The sequence below is a fragment of the Bacillus sp. AFS012607 genome (genome assembly GCF_002558005.1).
Classification (GTDB): domain Bacteria; phylum Bacillota; class Bacilli; order Bacillales; family Bacillaceae_G; genus Bacillus_A; species Bacillus_A thuringiensis_S.
The window spans coordinates 60,886-81,124 of sequence record NZ_NTVM01000045.1 but is presented as its reverse complement, the minus strand read 5'-3'; the positions used below and the strand labels follow the sequence as shown (position 1 = coordinate 81,124).

The window sequence follows — 20,239 nt, the reverse complement described above, 5'->3', positions numbered from 1 at the left end:
ATGCAGAAGGATTGGCTGGAGGAATTAATAGCTGCAACTAATACGGATAAACGAAATGAACGTCAAATGCGAATATTAGAGGCGGCTGTTGATATGTTTGGAGAAAAAGGATACGCTTCAACTTCAACAAGTGAAATTGCAAAACGGGCTGGTGTAGCGGAAGGAACAATCTTCCGCTACTATAAGACGAAAAAAGATTTATTACTAGCGGTCGTAATGCCAACTTTAACTAAGTTCGCTGCACCATTTTTCGTACAAACCTTTGCAAAAGAAATATTTAAATCGGAGTATGAATCATACGAAGGACTTTTAAGGGTTGTAATTCATAATAGGTTTAAATTTGCTCAAAAACACTTTCCTATGATAAAAATATTAATTCAAGAGGTGCCATTCCAACCAGAACTGAAAAATGAAATACAGCAATTAGTAGAAACAGAACTGTTTTCACATTTCAAAAAGTTGATTGTGAAATTTCAAGAAGAAGGGGAAATTATTGAGATACCACCATCTTCCGTACTACGTCTTACTTTATCAGCTGTATTAGGTTTATTATTAACACGATTTTTATTATTGCCTGAAGAAAAATGGAATGATGAAGCGGAAATTGAAAATACGATTCAATTTATATTGTATGGATTAACTCCACGAATTTAATCGTTGAAGTGTGAATTACATACATTACTTTTAAGTAAAAATAAATCGCCTTTAAAAAGGCGATTTATTTTCATTATATATTTTTGATAAATAAGTGCTTGTTTACTAAAAACATTCTAAATCAGCGTGTTTCTTTGTCTCTTCTTCTAAGACCTAATAATCCTGCTAGTCCTAATAAACCAAGCCAAGCCCAATTATTATTTTTATCACGATTATCATTTAAATCATTTGTTGTATTTACATTTCGAGTTCTTACATCATTATTAACTCTGTCTAAGTTATTGTCATTTACTCGAGTTGAAATATCAGTGTTATTAACTCTATTCATATTATTTCCATCGTATTCAGCTTGCGTAGATGTACCTAAAAACATAATAGATAGTGTTAAAACACTTAAAATAGATGATAATTTCTTTTTCATAACAATCCCTCCTTTCTTAATCATTAATTTCTCCGAAGCATGTGTGTATTATTCATTTCACAATATCTAAACCCTCATTAATAGGGCGCACATTTATAGAAAATAGAGTTGAATGATTGTTAATGTATCATTGGATTTATATTTCTCATAAAAATAACTGAATCAAACTTTGCTTAAAATGTTAATCTTAGTACAATTTATATTATACGGACTAGTAATAAGGAGGTAATAAGATGCGACAATTTGCAAAACCTACAATCGTCGTAAGTAAATGTTTAGAATTTGATGCTTGTCGTTATAATGGAGAGATGATTCCAGATGTAACAATACGAAATTTGCAGCCATTTGTTACATTTATACCTGTTTGTCCAGAAGTCGAGATTGGATTGGGGACTCCTCGTGAAACGATACGAATTGTAGAAGAAAATGGTGAGAATAGACTTGTGCAACCGTCGACACGAGAAGATGTAACTGAAAAAATGGAGCAGTTTTCAAATGACTTTTTACAAACGATACCGGATGTGGATGGTTTTATTTTAAAGAATCGTTCACCAAGTTGTGGTACGCGTGATGTGAAAATTTATTCTGGTTTTGAAAAAGCGCCAGCAAAGGGAAAAGGAGCTGGCTTATTTGGCGGAGCAGTAGTAAAAAAATTTTCGCATCTTCCTATTGAAGAGGAAGGTAGATTGTCGAATTTTATTATTAGAGAGCATTTCTTTACAAGGCTATTTACAATCGCATATTACAAAATGATTAAACACAATAAAAATATGAAAGAACTTGTATCGTTTCAGTCGGATAATAAATATTTATTTATGGCATATAATCAGGTGAAACAAAAGGAATTAGGTCGTATAATTGCAAATCAAAAAAATGAAAAGATTGAAGTGGTATTTGAAAACTATGAGAAGACTTTATATGAATTATTTATGCGTGCGCCCCGTTATACATCGAATGTAAATGTATGCGAGCACATTTTTGGATATTTTAAAACAAAGTTAAAAAAACAAGAAAAAGATCATTTTATAGAACTGTTACAAAAGTATGCAGAAAAGAAAATACCACTTAGTAGTTTACTTACAATTTTAAAATCATGGGCTATTCGATTTGATGAAAAGTATTTATTAAGACAAACATATTTCGAACCATATCCTGAAGCATTAGTAGAAATTTCTGATTCCGGAAAAGGTAGAGATTATTAAACAATAAATTACATAATTCGACACAAAACCTCCTATGTTGTTGTAGAACAATGTAGGAATTTTTTTGTGCATTAGTACAGAATCTGTTTTAAAATTGAGTTATGACAGAATTATAGCAATTGTCTAACTAATATTCTTGTCTTTTAAGTTGTTATGTTTGTAGTAGAAACTCGCACGCTGTCGAAACTCAATATTCGATAAGGGGTGTGTAGCGGAATGGAATTTACTCTAACTCGCGAAAAACAAATGATTAAAGAAATGGTACGTGACTTTGCTGAAAAGGAAATCGCACCGAAAGCTGTATATTATGACAAAACTGCAGAGTTTCCATATGAAACATTTCAAAAAATGGGCGAACTAGGATTACTAGGCATCCCATTCCCAGAAGAGTATGGAGGTTCAGGTGGCGATACGGTATCGTATGCGTTAGCAGTTGAAGAAATTGGTCGCGCTTGTGGTGGCACTGGTTTAAGCTATGCTGCAACAATTTCATTAGGTGCTTCTCCAATTTATTATTTCGGTACAGAAGAACAAAAACAAAAGTATTTAGTTCCAATGGCGTCAGGTAAAACATTAGGTGCCTTCGGATTAACGGAGCCGAATGCTGGATCTGATGCAGGTGGTACTCAAACGAAAGCGGTATTAGATGGCGATGAGTATGTAATCAGTGGTGAGAAGTGTTGGATTACAAACGCAGAGTATGCAAATACAATTATTGTAACCGCTGTCAATGGCGTTGAAGAGAATGGTAGAAAACGTATTTCTGCATTTATCGTGCCTACTACTAGTGAAGGATTAACGATTTCAAGTCCATACGATAAGATGGGTGTTCGTGCTTCTAATACTTGTGAAATCGTACTTGATGGTGTGCGTGTACCGAAAGAAAATATTCTTGGTGATGTAAATAAAGGTTTTAAACAATTTTTATATACACTTGATGGAGGGCGTATTTCAATCGCAGCATTGGCAGTTGGTATTGCGCAATCAGCCTTTGAACGTGCATTGCAATATGCGAAAGAACGTCAACAATTTGGAAAGTCAATCTCTAATTTCCAAGCGATTCAATTTAAATTAGCTGATATGGCGACTGAAGTAGAGCTAGCACGCAATTTAGTACATAAAGCAGCTTGGTTAAAAGATAACGATAAACCTTTCGGCAAAGAAGCGGCAATGGCAAAACTATTTGCATCGGAAGCAGCAAGCCGTATTGCGAATCAAGCAGTACAGATTCATGGTGGATATGGTTATATGCGTGAATATGAAGTTGAACGACATATTCGTGATGCGAAACTATTAGAAATTGGTGAAGGAACTTCTGAAATTCAACGTCTCGTAATTGCTAGACATTTAGGATGTAGATAAAAGGGAGGAATCACTATGTTTCAAAAAATATTAATTGCGAATCGCGGGGAAATTGCTGTTCGTATTATGAAAACTTGTCAAAAACTTGGCATACGCACTGTTGCTATTTATTCTGAAGCAGATGAAAATGCCCTTCATGTGAAGATGGCAAATGAAGCTTACTTAGTAGGTGGACCGCGTGTTCAAGAAAGTTATTTAAACCTTGAAAAAATTATTGAAATAGCTAAGAAGACAAATGCAGAAGCGATTCATCCAGGTTATGGTTTATTATCAGAGAATCCGTCTTTTCCGGTTCGTTGCAAAGAAGAAGGAATCGTATTTATCGGTCCTTCAGAAGAAATCATTACGAAGATGGGAAGTAAAATCGAATCACGTATCGCAATGCAAGCAGCAGATGTCCCAGTAGTCCCAGGTATTACTACAAATATTGAAACTGCTGAAGAAGCAATTGAAATTGCAAAACAAATTGGTTATCCATTAATGCTTAAGGCATCCGCAGGCGGCGGAGGCATTGGTATGCAGTTGATGGAAACTGAGCAAACGCTCACCAAAGCGTTTGAAAGTAATAAAACAAGAGCGCAAAACTTTTTTGGTAACGGAGAAATGTATTTAGAGCGATATATAGCAGACGCGCATCATATTGAAATTCAGCTTTTAGCAGATACACATGGTAACACAGTGTATTTATGGGAGCGTGAATGTTCGGTGCAGCGCCGAAATCAAAAAGTAATCGAAGAAGCACCTTCACCATTTTTAGATGAAGGTACACGAAAGGCAATGGGAGAAGTTGCTGTACAAGCTGCCAAAGCACTTGGCTATACAAATGCAGGTACAGTTGAGTTTCTTGTAGATGATCAGAAGAACTTCTATTTCTTAGAGATGAATACGAGATTACAAGTAGAGCATCCAGTGACAGAAGAAATTACGGGATTAGACCTTGTAGAACAGCAACTTCTTATCGCAAGTGGAGAGAAACTATCATTTACTCAGGATGATGTAAAACGTAGTGGTCATGCCATTGAAGCTCGTATTTATGCAGAAGATCCGAAAACATTCTTCCCATCACCTGGGAAAATTACAAATTTAACATTACCGTCAAATGTACGGATCGATCACTTCTTAGAAAATCATGTAACGATTACACCTTTCTATGATCCAATGATTGCGAAAGTCATTGCACATGGCGAGACTCGTGAAGAAGCAATTTCGAAATTACATGATGCTCTAGAAGAATTAAAAGTAGAAGGTATTAAAACGAACACGCCAATGCTACTGCAAGTTTTGGAAGACGAAGTGTTCAAAGAGGGTATTTATACAACGGGTTTTGTAACGAAACAACTCGTTAAAAAATAAGATTTAACAATATTAAGGGGGAAAAAATGATGACGAAAGTATACGCATCGATGGCAGGAAACGTTTGGAAGATTGTTGTAGGAGTAGGAGATACAGTAGAGGAAGAGCAGGATGTCGTCATTTTGGAATCTATGAAAATGGAAATTCCAATCATTTCAGAAGAAGCCGGCACAGTTATGAAAATTAATGTGCAAGAAGGCGATTTTGTAAATGAAGGAGATGTATTATTAGAAATTGAATAGGGAGATATAGGGGGAAGCGAATTGAAACTACCTAATTTTGCTGTCATTAAAGAAGTCGGGCCACGTGATGGCTTACAAAATGAAAAAAAGATTGTTGGCACAAAAGATAAAGTAAAATGGATTCAACTACTTACAGAAGCAGGATTGTCGTATGTTGAAGTTTCCTCATTCGTTCACCCAAAATGGGTCCCTGCATTAGCAGATGCAAATGATGTATTTTCTGAGCTGAAAAGGGATCCAAATGTTACATATGCTGCGCTTGTTCCGAATCAAAATGGTTTGGAACGAGCTTTTTTGCAAAATGTAGATGAGGTGAATGTTTTTTTATCAGCAAGTGAATCTCATAATAAAAGTAATATTAATAAATCGATTAAAGAAGCATTAGTTGTAATTGAAGATATAACAAAACAGGCATTATTCGAAGGGAAAAAGGTAAGAGGCTATGTTTCTACTGTATTTGGATGTCCTTATGAAGGGGATATAAGTGCTACAGCAGTTGACGAATTATGTAATCAACTATTTTCATACGGCATTTATGAAGTTTCTCTTGGGGATACAATCGGTGTAGCGAATCCATTACAAGTAGAACAAGTATTAGAACACCTATTAAAGAAGTATGATGCTTCGCAGTTTGCAATGCATTTTCATAATACGTATGGAATGGCTCTAGCGAATGTAGTTAAATCATTAGAATACGGTATTACAACGTTTGATAGTTCTTGTGGTGGACTTGGGGGCTGCCCTTATGCACCAGGAGCATCAGGTAATGTTGCTACTGATGACCTAGTACATATGCTCCATAAATTAGGAGTCCAAACGAATATAGACGAAGAAAAGTTATTGAGAGCTAGTCAATTTATTCAAAGTAAGTTAAATATCCAATTACCGAGTCATGTGTATAGAGCGCTTCAACATAAAACGATAAGTAGGTGAGTAGATGCTACAATTACAAAACATTTCCGTTGATTACGTAACACCTCACGTAGTAAAGATTTCGTTAAATCGTGCGAGACAAGCAAACTCATTATCTTTGGCATTATTAGATGAATTACAAACTATATTAACTCAAATAAGTGAAGATTCAAGCGCACGTGTAGTTATTTTGACTGGTGCTGGTGAAAAAGCATTTTGTGCTGGTGCAGATTTAAAAGAGCGTGCCGATATGAATGAAGAACAAGTTCGTCATGCTGTTAGTATGATTCGCACTACTATGGAGATGGTTGAACAATTACCACAGCCAGTTATTGCTGCTATAAATGGAATCGCACTTGGTGGTGGTACGGAATTAAGTTTAGCTTGTGATTTTAGAATTGCTGCTGAATCTGCAAGTCTTGGTCTTACTGAAACGACACTTGCAATTATACCAGGAGCAGGTGGTACACAGCGCTTACCAAGATTAATTGGAGTTGGTAGAGCGAAAGAATTAATTTATACAGGTAGACGTATTTCAGCGCAAGAAGCAAAAGAATATGGTTTAGTAGAATTTGTTGTACCAGCTAATTTACTTGAAGAGAAAGCGATTGAAATAGCAGAGAAAATTGCTAGTAATGGACCTATTGCTGTTCGATTAGCAAAAGAGGCAATTTCAAATGGTATTCAAGTTGATTTACATACCGGATTACAAATGGAAAAACAAGCGTATGAAGGTGTAATCCATACGAAAGATCGAATAGAAGGATTACAGGCATTCAAAGAAAAACGTAAACCGATGTATAAGGGGGAGTAAATATGTTAGACCAAAAACAACAATCTAATTCATTTGAAGAACGTGTTGAAACGATTAAACAAGGCGGGGCACCGAAATATCATGAACAAAATAAAGCAAAAGGAAAATTATTTGTTCGAGATCGTTTAGCGCTTCTATTTGATAATGGCGAATATGTAGAAGATGCATTATTTGCTAACTGTGAACAAACAGGCTTACCTGCGGACGGCGTTGTAACTGCAACGGGTAAAATACATGGTCGTACTGCGTGTGTAATGGCTAATGATTCTACTGTAAAAGCTGGATCATGGGGATCACGCACAGTTGAAAAGATTTTACGTATTCAAGAAACAGCTGAAAAATTACGTGTTCCGTTATTTTATTTAGTCGACTCTGCTGGAGCGCGTATTACAGATCAAGTAGAAATGTTCCCAGGGCGCCGCGGTGCAGGAAGAATCTTCTATAATCAAGTGAAATTATCAGGTAAAGTTCCTCAAGTATGTTTATTATTTGGACCTTCTGCTGCTGGTGGTGCATATATTCCAGCCTTTTGTGACGTTGTAATGATGGTAGAAGGAAATGCATCTATGTATTTAGGATCTCCTCGTATGGCTGAGATGGTTATCGGTGAGAAGGTAACTTTAGAAGAGATGGGCGGAGCTCGTATGCATTGCTCTGTATCAGGATGCGGAGATGTTTTATGTAAGACAGAAGAAGATGCGATTACACAAGCAAGACAATACATTTCATATTTTCCAAACAACTACTTAGAAAAGACTCCATTGGTTACACCTCAAGAACCGAAACAATTCGATAAAACGTTAGAACAAATCATTCCAGAAAATCAAAATGCTCCTTTCAATATGAAAGATCTCATTAATAGAGTTATTGATGAAGGTTCATTCTATGAAGTAAAAAAATTATTTGCTCAAGAGCTAATTACAGGCTTAGCACGTATTGATGGTAAGCCAGTTGGTATTATTGCAAATCAGCCGCGTATGAAGGGCGGTGTATTATTTCACGATTCAGCTGATAAAGCTGCTAAGTTTATTAATTTATGCGATGCATATCATATTCCATTATTATTCCTTGCGGATGTACCAGGATTTATGATTGGTACAAAAGTAGAGCGTGCTGGTATTATTCGTCACGGTGCAAAAATGATTTCTGCAATGAGTGAAGCAACTGTACCGAAGATTTCTATCGTTGTTCGTAAAGCATATGGCGCTGGTTTATATGCGATGGCAGGTCCAGCATTTGAACCAGATTGCTGCCTGGCATTACCGACAGCCTCTATTGCGGTAATGGGTCCAGAAGCTGCGGTTAATGCTGTATATGCAAATAAAATTGCAGCTTTACCAGAAGAAGAGCGCGCTAGCTTCATTGCTGAAAAACGTGAAGAGTATAAGAAAGATATTGATATTTATCATTTAGCATCAGAGATGGTGATTGATGGTATTGTTCATCCAAACAATTTACGTGAAGAGTTAAAAGGACGTTTCGAAATGTATATGAGTAAATATCAAGTATTCACGGATCGTAAACATCCTGTATATCCAGTTTAAAAGCCCTATTTAGGGCTTTCTTGCTCAAAAAGTTAAGGAGGGGAAAACATTGAAACAAGCAGTTTGGTTTCCAACAGAAGAGTACAAGGAAAAAACACGTTTATATAGTTGGATGAAATCATTGGGATATGAAGACTATGAAACTTTTTATAATAAATCTATTGAGGAAACAGCTTGGCTTTGGGGAGAGGCAGAAAAAGCAGTTGGCTATCAATGGATGAAACCTTATACAGAAGTGTTAGATTTAGAAAATGGTACACCGTTTGCACAGTGGTATAATGGCGGAACATGTAACGTTGTAGAATCAGCTTTATCCCGCTGGCTTGCGGATGAAGAGACAAGAATACAGCCAGCACTTCAGTACGAAGGAGAAAATGGAACTTCAAAATCATTTACATATGAAGAGCTTGATAACTGGGTAAGCCGTGTTGCCAATGGTTTGAAACACGCGGGTATTGAAAAAGGTGACCGTGTAACAATTTATATGCCGATGATTCCAGAAACAGTTGTTGCGATGCTAGCTGTAATGAAAATTGGAGCAATTATTTCACCAATATTCTCAGGCTTTGCGTCTGATGCAGTTATGACACGTGTGCAAGCGGCAGGTTCAAAAATGATTATTACCGCAGATGGATTTTCACGCCGCGGTAAAATTGTTTCTTTAAAAGATGAAGTAGATAAAGCTTGTGAACATTGCCCAACTGTTGAAAAAGTTGTTATCGTTCGTCATGCAGGAAATGATTTTACACCACATAACTATGACTTTTCGTGGAGTACGCTAGAAAAAGAAAAACCATTCATACATGCCGAAGAAATGCAAAGTGATGATCCATTAATGCTCATTTATACATCAGGAACGACTGGTAAGCCGAAAGGAACAGTACACACGCATGCAGGATTTCCTTTGAAAGCAGCTTTTGATGCAGGATTTGGAATGAATATTAAACAAGGTGATCGTGTATTATGGGTAACTGATATGGGCTGGATGATGGGGCCGTTTCTATTATTCGGTTCACTCATTAATGGAGCAACGATGGTTATGTACGAAGGTGTTCCAGACTTCCCAGAAGCAGACCGGTTATGGGAGACAGTTGATAAATATGAAATTACTCATCTAGGTATTTCGCCAACGTTAATCCGAGCATTAATGGCAAAAGGTGATGAGTATGTCAATAAACATTCTTTAAAGAGTTTGGAAGTATTCGCATCAACAGGAGAACCTTGGAATCCTGATCCATGGATGTGGCTGTTTGAAACAGTTGGAAAAGGAAATGTTCCAATCTGTAACTACTCAGGTGGAACTGAAATCTCAGGTGGGATTTTCGGTAATGTTCTTATTAAGCCAATCGCACCGATTAGTTTTAACGCATCTTTACCAGGAATGGCAGCTGTCGTACTGGATGATCAAGGTAAACCAATTCGAGATGAAGTCGGAGAATTATGCTTAGAAAAACCTTGGGTAGGTATGACGAAAAGCTTCTGGGAAGATGATGAACGTTACGTGAACACATATTGGTCGCGTTTTGAAAATAAATGGGTCCACGGTGACTGGGTCATTTACGATGGTGAACAATATATCATCACAGGGCGTTCAGACGATACGTTAAATATTGCAGGTAAACGTATTGGACCTGCTGAATATGAATCTATTCTTGTGAAACATAACGATGTAATCGAAGCTGCTGCAATTGGTGTACCTGACGAAGTGAAAGGTGAAGTTTGTCATTGCTTTGCTGTATTACGAGAAGGGGTAATATTTACAGAAGATTTAAAGAAAGAATTAATGAGTTTAGTAAACTCACATATTGGAAAAGCATTGTGTCCTAAAGACATCCACGTTGTAGAAGATTTACCGAAAACACGTAATTCTAAAGTAATGCGCCGTGTTATTAAAGCAGCTTATTTAGGAAAAGAATTAGGTGATTTGTCGTCACTTGTAAATCCTGAAGTAGTACCGTTTATTCAAGGGTTACAGTCTAGTAAATTATAAAATTAGAAAGGAGCTCTATATAAACAGAGCTCCTTTTTTATGTTAATAAAAAGAAAAGAAGTGAATTTGATGAAGAAGAAAAATTCTACTATTGGTGTTAAGTATGTTTTTTGTTTTAATCAAAATACGATATTATGGAATGTCTATTCAATGGAGAAATACTAATTTACAACAACAAGGTGATGACAAAGCGCGACTGCTTATATGCCGGTTTAAACCTTTACGTATTAATATATAAAAAGCTGACTATACTCAGTCAGCTTTTTATATATTACATCCTAGTATTTATCTCGCTATTTGCCGGGCAGTAATGCCCCCACCTAAAAATTCAGCGAAAGCAAGGAAGTAGGTGAGGGATCAACTTTCCGGAAAAGCCTGATTGATTCCAAAAGACATATTTTTTTCTTTACGTTGACATTAAAAATATTACCAATTTTTTCTTTTACAATGGCAACAAATAAAGAAACATTTACAACGACACTTATTTCGTTTAGAACTCCAATCATCATCACGATGACACTTTTCTTTAGATTTCCACCAATCATCATTACAATGTTTTTCCTTAGAACTCCAATCATCATCACAATGATGCTTTTCTTTAGATTTCCACCAATCATCACAACAATGCTTTTTCTGAGAACTCCAGCAATCATTTTTCCAGGACATTTATTTCTACCTCCTTTCAAAAGTGTTCATATTATTCTATGTTTTAATAAAAAAATGGCTTGTTTATTAACCTACTATTTTATCTTTATATGATAGAGTGTCTTCTACTCGATATAGAATTCATACAAACTATGCTAATTTTTAAGAGAAAGTGGAGAGAACTACTACTAGTTATGGTATTTTTCAATAAACATTTATTGAAGAAAATGTTCTGATTACAAATAATATCTTATTTTCGAGTACGCTTTTTAAATGTATATTTCACAATGAAAAATGGGAAATCCACAAATAAAGTCTATGTATATGTGAGTTAATGGGAAAATCTAGTGTGTTTTTAAGGGGCGTCTTATTAAAAGAAAAAGATTTGTTTTAGAAAGTGGTGTCTAAACATTAAATGGAGTAGGACTAAATTCACGGCCGCTCATTAAACAAGATTTTAATTAGGAGAAGTCTGTTTTTATAATGAATAATGAAAAGAAGGTTTGGTACAATTGTTTGTTTTTTTCTTTTTATGTGTTTGCCTCGTACCCTTTTAAGCTAGTGGACATAATTTACTAATAGAAAGGATTAGGGGGTGAGGTATTGGGTTCTCGATTTAATAATTGTAAAAAGAAGTGTACATGTAAACAAGATGATTGTTGGGAAGTATTCGAAGAGTGTAAAAAAGAACAGCATGAGAAATGTGATAATTCTTGTGTACAAGGAATTAGAGATGAACTTAAGAAATTAATTAATCGAACAGTTCAAATTAATACAGAGGGACGTACTTATGTAGGTACTGTTTCGTCTGTAAGTTGTGATGTAGTTAGGCTTGCGGCTATTCCTGGATCGGTTGGAGTAATTATTTCCATTTGTAAAATTGAAGCAATTTTCCCACCTGTTACAACGGTTACTGCTGACTTTGATTTTAATGGTATTGATGTAGCAAACAAAGCATAATTATGCTGCTTTTTTGTAAAGCCATTCACATGAATGGCTTTATTTTAATTTCATATAAAAGGAGAATATATTCTTTATATAGAAATAAGTTTGAGGTTATAAAGCATGATGTATGAAAGGAGCAAGGAAGTGATTAAACTAGAAAGCTTTAAGAAATCTGATTTTAAACAATTAATAAATTGGATTAACTCCGAAGAATTTCTAATACAATGGTCAGGAAATGCATTCACATTCCCTTTAGACGAACAGCAATTAGAGAAGTATATAGAAAGTGCAAATACACTCGCTTTCAAAGTGGTAGATGAAGTGACTTCAGACGTTATTGGTCATATTTCGCTTGGGCAAATAGATAATATTAATAAGTCCGCTAGAATTGGAAAAGTATTAGTTGGTAATACGAAGATGAGAGGACGTTCTATAGGAAAACATATGATGAAAGCAGTACTTCATATTGCTTTTGACGAATTAAAACTACATAGGGTAACTCTTGGTGTGTACGATTTTAATACATCGGCCATTTTCTGTTACGAAAAAATAGGGTTTGTAAAAGAAGGCTTATTAAGAGAGTCAAAAAGAGTAGGAGAAACGTATTGGAATTTATGGGAAATGAGTATGTTAGAATATGAATGGAAGAAGTAGCAACAATAGTTATTTATAATTATATTATGTTAACAAAAGGGGCTTGGTGGGTATAGTGGATAATAAAACAAAAATAATTTCAATTGCAGCTGTTTCAGGGGGAGAGCTAGTATATTAAAACTGACAAAGAAACCATTTTTGAAAAAGGCCCACCTGCATTGTTTCTGAGGAATAAGAGGGTGAGCCCTAATTAAACGAAACTGAATGAATCTGTAAAAATTGTAACTAAAGTATGCATCAACAAGGTATTGAAAGGGATGAATAGTAAACTTTACAGATTATTCCATATGTAACAAAACTGGTTAGCTTCTGATTTAAGCGCTACTAAATGATTATTATTAATAGAGTTATTCGTATACATTCTGTTCTTTTGGATGTTAAGTACCGTATAATTCACATCGTTTCGTTCATTTGAAAATGTTGATTCATTTAATAGTGTAAGTGTCGAGTTAATGTTGTATTTATCAATTCGCTCTTTTTTTCCTTTGAAAAACAGTTTGATAAGATGTGGCTCATTATTAATGAATAAGCCAAGTTCAGGTGATGAACGGACGATTAAATCATCTGATTTCCAATGTGATTTACCTGGATCAAACCAGGAGATGTCTTTATTTTTAATGAATTTTTTGTATTGCTTTATAACATCAATGTAGTTTTGTTTTTTTTTCTGATCAACCGTTTGTACTAATGTTTCGAAACATTCAAAAGGTAGTTTGTTTTGATGAAATTTAATAACAGTTTCTCGTAATTGTTTCCAGTAATCAAAAGCTGGTTGATATTCAGGTTGGGATTTTAGATTTTTTATAAAGTTTGTTTTAGCTGTACTACCTTTCAGTGTGAAGTCTAAAAATTGTGTAAGCCCTACTTTAATTTCTGTCATATTACATCACCCTTCCAAACATTATTCATTTAATAATAGACGAAATACCCTACATTTTTAAAGAAATGAGCTAGATGCTAGAAAACCTAATGTCCATGCACAATAGATACGGGAAAGCCAATCCGTAAGTATAAATGATGGACCATCCAATTGAAGATAAATTAGATAATGGTTACCAGGTGATAGGTTATTAATATAATCGGATAGTGAGGCGAGTTTAAAAGATAACAATATAGATTATTTAGCTTGGATTTGAGAAAAAAGTGCATGGGAATAAAGAGGGATATAGGGAAATGGGCTCTCATCAAAAAATATAAGTTGGTATCAGTATACCGTAGAGAATGAGTGTATAGAACATACAAGTAAAAGTATTGGCTAGCACACTTAAAATAAGCCGTATAAAAAGTTAATCATCGTGTGCTTTGATTATATAATGTCGGCGAAATAAATAGTGTGAAGGACAGCGATCTTAACAAGTGTTTCATGTAACGTTCATGTACTTTAATTTTTTATAATTAATCAAATTTGAATTTTGTTTGTTGTTAAGAAAAGGTGAGAAGAAAATAAAAAAAGAGGGCTAATGCCCTCTTTTTTTATTAATTTGGTAATTAATCACAGATTGGTATCCCAAGCACTCTTAGAGCTAATGCTACTTGAAGGGAAATCTCTAATCTAGCAATTTCAATACCAGCTACTGAAAGAACTAAAAAAGGTTGTCCGTTTACAAATACAACGCAACTATCCATAGTTAAGCCTCCTTTCTAGTAATCTACTATAGTATATGAATAGAACTTTAATATGTAATAGTTAAATTGTTGGATTTAATAGAATTAATAGATTAACCCATTTAAACTAAACAAACGAACACAACGAACGGAAACAGAGATGGATGTATGCCTCGAAAAACATAGGTTTTAAGACATGGGATATGAAATTCATCATATTGGTCAGCTGTCTATATGGGCGAGGCAGTTAAACTTGCAACCAGTTTCAGCAAATTTAATTGGAAGAGGATGATAGAATTAAAAACCGACTTGCATCTCAAACGCAAGTCGGTTTTTATATATAAGAAGATTTCTTAATTGAAATCCTCGGATTTTTTCTGACGTATATGTAAAAACATTAAGGTGGTAATGATTAAAAAAATCATTATAGTTTGTATAATTAAATTTTTAAACTGAAGCAATATTGTCCACGATGTAAGGGTGTCTTTAAAAGCTTGGAGTGCAGAGTACGAGGAAGGATCAAAACCATACTGTAGCAACTTTTTTGTTTCAATAAATGAAATGTTTTCTTCATCTGCATCTAATATTACTGAAATTAGTCTAGTATCTTCAAGTTTTGCTGTACTGACAAAACTATAATTACCATTAGTTGAAAAACTAGTTTGTAAGCCATCAACACCTTGAAGTTTAATGTTTTCATTAAGGGAATATATCATTTTATTCGTATTGAAAACCTGGGAATCTTTGAAGGAAAATTGGTAAGAGGTTAGTTTCGTAATATTCAATACATCTGGAAAATCTTTTATTAATCGTGCTGCTAATTTAGCTGCGTCTATTGCTGTTGTAGTTGATTGTTTATTTGTATCATTATTAATTCCAGTAGAGTTTAGAAATGGAGATGGTTGTAATAACTTTAGTTCTTTTGCTTTTTTATTCATTAATACTGTAAAGTTATCTTCATTTCCAGCAATGTGTTCTGCAAGAGCGAGTGCAGAACGATTATTCCCTGCCAGTAGCAATGCATGAAGTAAATCACGAACCGTTGTTTTATCATTCGATGTTACTTGTATAGGGCTTGTTTCTACTCGGAAAACTTCGTTACTTATTTGTACGAAGTCATCTAACTGTATTTTTCTATCATTTAGTTGCTCCAATACGATATATTCTGTCATTAATTTAGATAAAGCAGCTGATTGTACTGGAGTTTCTTCATTTTTTTTATAAACAATTTCACCTGAATTAGCATTTATTAAGATAGCTGATTTAGCTTGAATAATCGGACCATTTACATAAAGGTAAAAATATAAAACGATAAGTGCAGTAATGAAAAAAGATAATAATAAAATAGCGAATTTTTTTAAGAATTGCATAAGCGATCCTCCTATTATGACATCAATAATAGTATTGTAAAAAAGAATGCTTAATTAGGAAGAAAGAAAAGGTAAAGAATTTCTAAAGAATTATAAAGGATTATTAATTTTTTGTAATTAATGGAAAAAGTTCAATTTCTTATATGATAAGAAATTGAACTTTTTATTTGTGATATTAACCTTTGTAGGGGAGTAGTTTTACAGTGAAAGTTGTTTTTTCGTCATCACTATATACTTCAATTGTTCCTTTATGCAATTCGACTATACTTTTTGCAATTGCTAATCCAAGTCCAGATCCACCAGTGTTTGTAGAGCGCGATTTTTCAACGCGATAAAAACGTTCAAAAATATGAGGTAAATCCGTACTAGGAATAGGTTGTCCGTAATTTGTTATATCAATTGTAATCATATTATTGCTTTCATAAGCAGTAAGGTCAATATAGCGACCTTCGCTTCCATAAGCGATAGCGTTTATAATAAGATTTTCAAACACACGCACTAATTTGTCACCATCAGCTAATACCATGAGCTTTTGAGATGGGAAAGAAGGTCTACATTCTATATTAGCTTCTTGAACCTGTATTCGGAATTGAACAGTTAATTGTCCAAGTAACTCTACAATATCAATGGGGACAGAATACAAGCTTAACTCTTTATTTTGAACACGTGTATATTCGAACAAGTCATTCATTAATGCATTAAGACGAGTTACTTTATCATAAATGACTTGAATATAGTATCGCAATTCCACTTCATCTCTATAATTATCATGATGAATTAAATTTACGTATCCAACTATAGAAGTAAGGGGAGTACGTAAATCATGTGATACATTTGTAATAAGTTCACTCTTTGCTTGTTCCGCTTGTCTTTCTTCATCAATTGAGACTTTTAATTGTTCAACAATTTCATTGACCCCGATTGCTAACTCTTCCAAATAATTATGATTTACAACAGAAACTTTATGATTGAAGTTTCCATTTGCAATGTAACGAATTTCTTCTATCATTTTTTTTATACAAGTTTCATAGTAAAGTTTTCTCTCGTGACGATAAAAAATGTAAAGATAGGATGAAAAAATAGAAAATAAAAACAAATAAGAAACAATCATCATCCATAAAGATTCTTTAACCCCTTTATACTTTTCATAACCAAAAATTCGAATGAATTCTTTACCGAGCTCGGTTAGAGTAAGTGAACTTTCAATTACACTCGTAACGAGGCGATAAATAATTAATTCAGTAATAGGAGTGAGTGTGATAGCTAGTAAGAGCCAAAAAATAAGTTTCCATTTAGGGATATCTTTTAATATATCAAATGCTTCATTTCTCAATTTTATAGCCAACTCCCCAAACAGTGTGAATAAATTTTTCTCCATTCATTACCGTTTCAAGTTTATCCCGTAAGTTGCTAATATGGACCATTACCGTCTTATTTGAACCATAACCATCTTCATTCCAAACGCGTTCGAAAATTTCTTCTGAACTAAATACTCTTCCTGTATTACTCGCAAGTAAATATAAAATATCGAATTCAATAGAGGTTAGTTTAATATACTCTCCATTTACTTTAACAGTATGATTATGTTTGTGTATTTCAACAGAGCGAATACGAATAATACCATCTTCATTCTTTTGCGAAGTAGCATTTTGGAAAGATGATCTTCGTAATAAAGCTTTCACTCTAGCTACTAATTCTAATGGATTGAATGGTTTGATCATATAATCATCGGCACCTGTCATAAGACCTAATATTTTATCCATATCTTCTGCTTTTGCACTAAGCATTAGAATTGGTACAGTATTATTTTCACGTACTTCCTGACAAACTTCTAATCCGTTTCGTTTTGGCATCATAATATCCAAAATCATAAGGTCAACTTCATATGTAGAAACCTTCTGCAATGCTTCATCGCCATCATAAGCTTTATAAATGTTATAGCCTTCATTTCGCAAATAAACAGCAAGTAATTCAACAATTTCTTTATCATCATCAATAATTAATATGTTTTTATTCATTTTGTAGTTCCTTTCCTTACAAATCATCAACATTACTATAATATCAAACATTTATGTACTTGTAGCAATGATTCTGTATAAAATTTCATGTAACGTATTAAAAAGGAGTAAAAAGATTAATAACGAATATAAAATAACAAAAATATTTAAATTCTGCATTATACTGAAAGTTAGTTATAAGGGGGATTTTCTATGTTATATAATGATATATATTCATTTGCTCCAACTGGAAAAATAGACAATGATATTAAAGATTTTCTACTAAAATATAATAAAGAGTTTACATATAAACATTCAATTCGTGTGGCAAATGAGGCAAAAAAGATTGCAGAAAAGTTTCACGTAGATAAAGAAAAAGCAGCAATTGCAGGATATTTACATGATATTAGTGGCATTTTTCCGAACGAGGAGCGGATTGCAGTTGCTGAAGAATTTGGGGTAGAAATAGAGGAAGCAGAAAGAAAGTTTCCTATGATTATTCATCAAAAACTATCGAGAGTAATCGCAAAAGAAATATTTAAAGTAGAAGATGAAGACGTATTAGATGCAATTTGTTGTCATACTACACTGCGTAAACACCCAACAAAGATGGATTTAGTTTTATTTGTTGCAGATAAAATAGAATGGGATCAAAAGGGGACACCACCATATTTAATAGAAATAAAAAAGGATTGGAAAAATCTTTGGAAAAAGCTGCTTTTGTATATATTTCATATTTGTGGGAAAGGAAAGATACATTGAAAGTTATACATCCGTGGCTAGAAGAAGCATATTGGTATTTAAAAAGAATTGTACAGTAGAAGGGACAAGGAAATGCAATTAAAAGAATATATGAATCAAACATTTCCAGGAGTTACATTAGTACCGTACTTATATTCTCAGTGGGGAAATCATTTGTATTTTGATTTTGGAAAAGATAAATATCAAATTGTAGAAGGAACCGACGATTTAAATATGGAATACTTTTCTCAGCTATATACATATAATAAATTCTTATTTGAAGACATATTTTCAAAAGAAGATGTAGTGTTTGTAGTGACAAATGTTTATAGATTTAAAAAGGAAAACACAAAAACTCCACAGAAAATAAATGTATACAATAAATATATTAAGAAAAGAGATTTAAGATTTCATATAAGACAAGAAACGTTACCGTTTCTATTTGAAGATGAAGAGGCAGATTTATCCCGCTATTTGCCGGGCAGTAAGACCCCCACCTCAAAATTCAGCGAAAGCAAAGAAGATAGGTGGGGGGCGGGCTGCCCCTAAAAGCCCGATTGGTGAGGGCTGATAATCAGTGGGGGATGAACTGATTAAAGTTTCACATTATATTGTACATATCAATTTTCTTTAAAATGTCTTGCGGAAGATATTAAATATGAATCGCTTATACAAGCTGCTAATCATGAGGATTTCTCTGTTTTGTATCCTCGATTTGGACGGAAAAAAGAAATTTCTTATCCAGATGTATTTCTCATAAATGCAACGAAAGATATTGTCATGTTTATGTATGATGATAGAGGATGTGAAGTAATTGCGAAGAATAAAGAAATAATACGAGATTTATATAAGAAATATAAAGAATGGATTCCAGATTATGAACGAGAAAGTATAGATAACTTATTTAAATGACAATAGGGGAAGTGAAGCGTGTAATGAAACGTATTGCAATTGTATCTGCATGGGAACCAGAACTGACGTATTTGCATCAACATTATCCGAGTGAACGTGTTGAAAAAAGAGCAGCTTGGGAATTTCATTTTCATACTATCAATGAGCTGGAAATTATATCAGTTGTAACTGGTGTCGGTAAAGTAAGCTGCGCTAGTTGTGTACAATTGTTAATTAGTGAGTTTCAGCCAGATGAGTTGTTTATGACAGGAATATGCGGAAGTTTATCAAACAAAGTGAAAAACGGTCATATTGTAGTAGCACTAAACGCAATACAACACGATGTTACTGCTGCTGGCTCAGGAGAAGATGTTTTTAATTTATATAACGGTAGAACAGCACCTATTGAAACAACAAAATCACTTGTAAGAAGAATAAAAAAAATACGATTGTATGATCCGATACATTTCGGTACATTTTTATCTGGAGATCAACGTATTCGTAGTTCAGAAATGAGATATTTACTTCATACTGTATACGGAGCATTGGCAGTTGATCAAGAAGTAGCAGCTTTCGCCTATGTGTGTCAAATAAATAAAAAACCATTTTTATGTTTAAAAGCTGCTTCAGATCAAGCAAATGATAAAACGAAAGAAGAACAAAAAATCTTTAAAATGCTAGCATGCGAAAGAGCATGTGAGCATTTAATTGCTTTTTTACGTGTTTATGAGATTAATGTAGTAAATAATAGATAGTTTGTTATAAAACAAATTAATAGTAAGTTATATGTAGGGAAATGTCCGTTCATTTCAAATTAAGAGCTGAAATTTATAATAGATGGAATATATTATATGGGTACATGTTGAGATTAATACAAGCAATTGGAGGGCAATTTTA

At 33.9% G+C, this 20,239-nt stretch carries 19 protein-coding genes and 3 pseudogenes; 15 read left to right on the top strand and 7 right to left on the bottom strand.

Annotation, left to right across the window (positions count from 1 at the left end):
• Positions 1–654: a TetR/AcrR family transcriptional regulator gene (locus tag CN409_RS29690; protein ID WP_001168192.1), complete on the top strand. Its 654-nt coding sequence runs from the start codon at positions 1–3 to the stop codon at positions 652–654.
• Between the two features lie 121 nt (positions 655–775).
• On the opposite strand, the gene CN409_RS29685 is transcribed toward CN409_RS29690, so the two are convergent.
• Positions 776–1,075, bottom strand: a complete 300-nt coding sequence (locus CN409_RS29685) for a WGxxGxxG family protein (RefSeq protein ID WP_000728159.1) — start codon at positions 1,073–1,075, stop codon at positions 776–778.
• 233 nt (positions 1,076–1,308) lie between these two features.
• On the opposite strand from CN409_RS29685, the gene CN409_RS29680 reads away from it, so the two are divergent.
• From CN409_RS29680 to CN409_RS29645, 8 genes are all read left to right on the top strand, one after another.
• Positions 1,309–2,277 carry a YbgA family protein gene (locus CN409_RS29680; protein WP_001248638.1) on the top strand — a complete coding sequence of 323 codons (969 nt, stop codon included), beginning with the start codon at positions 1,309–1,311 and terminating at the stop codon, positions 2,275–2,277.
• A 216-nt stretch (positions 2,278–2,493) separates the two neighbouring features.
• Positions 2,494–3,639: an acyl-CoA dehydrogenase gene (locus tag CN409_RS29675; RefSeq protein ID WP_000397282.1), complete on the top strand. Its 1,146-nt coding sequence runs from the start codon at positions 2,494–2,496 to the stop codon at positions 3,637–3,639.
• A gap of 15 nt (positions 3,640–3,654) precedes the next feature.
• A complete protein-coding gene (locus CN409_RS29670) occupies positions 3,655–4,992 on the top strand; it encodes an acetyl-CoA carboxylase biotin carboxylase subunit (protein ID WP_000486743.1) in 1,338 nt (445 codons plus the stop codon).
• A 26-nt stretch (positions 4,993–5,018) separates the two neighbouring features.
• Positions 5,019–5,234, top strand: a complete 216-nt coding sequence (locus CN409_RS29665; RefSeq protein WP_001987345.1) for an acetyl-CoA carboxylase biotin carboxyl carrier protein subunit — start codon at positions 5,019–5,021, stop codon at positions 5,232–5,234.
• 21 nt (positions 5,235–5,255) lie between these two features.
• A complete protein-coding gene (gene mvaB, locus CN409_RS29660) occupies positions 5,256–6,167 on the top strand; it encodes a hydroxymethylglutaryl-CoA lyase (RefSeq protein ID WP_000775428.1) in 912 nt (303 codons plus the stop codon).
• Positions 6,168–6,171: 4 nt separating this feature from the next.
• Entirely contained in the window at positions 6,172–6,960 is a 789-nt protein-coding gene (locus tag CN409_RS29655) for an enoyl-CoA hydratase (protein WP_000939799.1), read from the top strand.
• Between the two features lie 2 nt (positions 6,961–6,962).
• The gene (locus CN409_RS29650) at positions 6,963–8,504 is read left to right on the top strand and encodes an acyl-CoA carboxylase subunit beta (RefSeq protein WP_000886744.1); all 1,542 of its coding nucleotides are present in this window, start codon (positions 6,963–6,965) and stop codon (positions 8,502–8,504) included.
• Positions 8,505–8,553: 49 nt separating this feature from the next.
• The gene (locus tag CN409_RS29645) at positions 8,554–10,494 is read left to right on the top strand and encodes an AMP-binding protein (protein ID WP_000806506.1); all 1,941 of its coding nucleotides are present in this window, start codon (positions 8,554–8,556) and stop codon (positions 10,492–10,494) included.
• 320 nt (positions 10,495–10,814) lie between these two features.
• On the opposite strand, the gene CN409_RS29640 is transcribed toward CN409_RS29645, so the two are convergent.
• Positions 10,815–11,180 (bottom strand): hypothetical protein, encoded by a 366-nt coding sequence (locus CN409_RS29640; RefSeq protein ID WP_079997160.1) that lies wholly within the window; start codon positions 11,178–11,180, stop codon positions 10,815–10,817.
• Between the two features lie 562 nt (positions 11,181–11,742).
• On the opposite strand from CN409_RS29640, the gene CN409_RS29635 reads away from it, so the two are divergent.
• Together CN409_RS29635 and CN409_RS29630 are read left to right on the top strand one after the other, a co-directional pair.
• Entirely contained in the window at positions 11,743–12,099 is a 357-nt protein-coding gene (locus tag CN409_RS29635; RefSeq protein WP_000535577.1) for a hypothetical protein, read from the top strand.
• A 105-nt stretch (positions 12,100–12,204) separates the two neighbouring features.
• Positions 12,205–12,738 carry a GNAT family N-acetyltransferase gene (locus CN409_RS29630; RefSeq protein WP_000990084.1) on the top strand — a complete coding sequence of 178 codons (534 nt, stop codon included), beginning with the start codon at positions 12,205–12,207 and terminating at the stop codon, positions 12,736–12,738.
• 271 nt (positions 12,739–13,009) lie between these two features.
• Here the strand turns inward: CN409_RS29630 and CN409_RS29625 are convergent, their stop codons facing one another.
• Together CN409_RS29625 and CN409_RS29620 are read right to left on the bottom strand one after the other, a co-directional pair.
• The gene (locus CN409_RS29625; RefSeq protein WP_000136050.1) at positions 13,010–13,618 is read right to left on the bottom strand and encodes a hypothetical protein; all 609 of its coding nucleotides are present in this window, start codon (positions 13,616–13,618) and stop codon (positions 13,010–13,012) included.
• A 608-nt stretch (positions 13,619–14,226) separates the two neighbouring features.
• Complete coding sequence (locus CN409_RS29620; RefSeq protein ID WP_000376554.1) at positions 14,227–14,364, bottom strand: DUF3956 domain-containing protein; 138 nt, start codon at positions 14,362–14,364, stop codon at positions 14,227–14,229.
• A gap of 181 nt (positions 14,365–14,545) precedes the next feature.
• On the opposite strand from CN409_RS29620, the pseudogene CN409_RS29615 reads away from it, so the two are divergent.
• Positions 14,546–14,635: pseudogene (locus CN409_RS29615) on the top strand (DinB family protein); the annotation flags it as partial.
• A 61-nt stretch (positions 14,636–14,696) separates the two neighbouring features.
• On the opposite strand, the gene CN409_RS29610 reads toward CN409_RS29615, so the two are convergent.
• The 3 genes from CN409_RS29610 to CN409_RS29600 form a co-directional block, all read right to left on the bottom strand.
• Positions 14,697–15,713 carry a D-alanyl-D-alanine carboxypeptidase family protein gene (locus tag CN409_RS29610; RefSeq protein ID WP_086391150.1) on the bottom strand — a complete coding sequence of 339 codons (1,017 nt, stop codon included), beginning with the start codon at positions 15,711–15,713 and terminating at the stop codon, positions 14,697–14,699.
• 175 nt (positions 15,714–15,888) lie between these two features.
• The gene (locus CN409_RS29605) at positions 15,889–17,046 is read right to left on the bottom strand and encodes a sensor histidine kinase (protein ID WP_001243314.1); all 1,158 of its coding nucleotides are present in this window, start codon (positions 17,044–17,046) and stop codon (positions 15,889–15,891) included.
• Positions 17,036–17,731, bottom strand: coding sequence for a response regulator transcription factor (locus CN409_RS29600; protein ID WP_001038808.1), 696 nt, complete (start codon positions 17,729–17,731; stop codon positions 17,036–17,038). Before CN409_RS29600 ends, CN409_RS29605 begins: the two co-directional genes overlap by 11 nt.
• Before the next feature lie 192 nt (positions 17,732–17,923).
• On the opposite strand from CN409_RS29600, the pseudogene yqeK reads away from it, so the two are divergent.
• The 3 genes and pseudogenes from yqeK (at position 17,924) to CN409_RS29580 (ending at position 20,097) form a co-directional block, all read left to right on the top strand.
• Positions 17,924–18,531 (top strand): annotated as a pseudogene (gene yqeK, locus CN409_RS29595) (bis(5'-nucleosyl)-tetraphosphatase (symmetrical) YqeK).
• A 13-nt stretch (positions 18,532–18,544) separates the two neighbouring features.
• Positions 18,545–19,363: pseudogene (locus CN409_RS32895) on the top strand (DUF3885 domain-containing protein).
• Complete coding sequence (locus CN409_RS29580) at positions 19,360–20,097, top strand: phosphorylase family protein (RefSeq protein WP_002082744.1); 738 nt, start codon at positions 19,360–19,362, stop codon at positions 20,095–20,097. The pseudogene CN409_RS32895 and the gene CN409_RS29580 overlap by 4 nt, the downstream one beginning before the upstream one ends.
• Positions 20,098–20,239 lie beyond the last annotated feature (142 nt).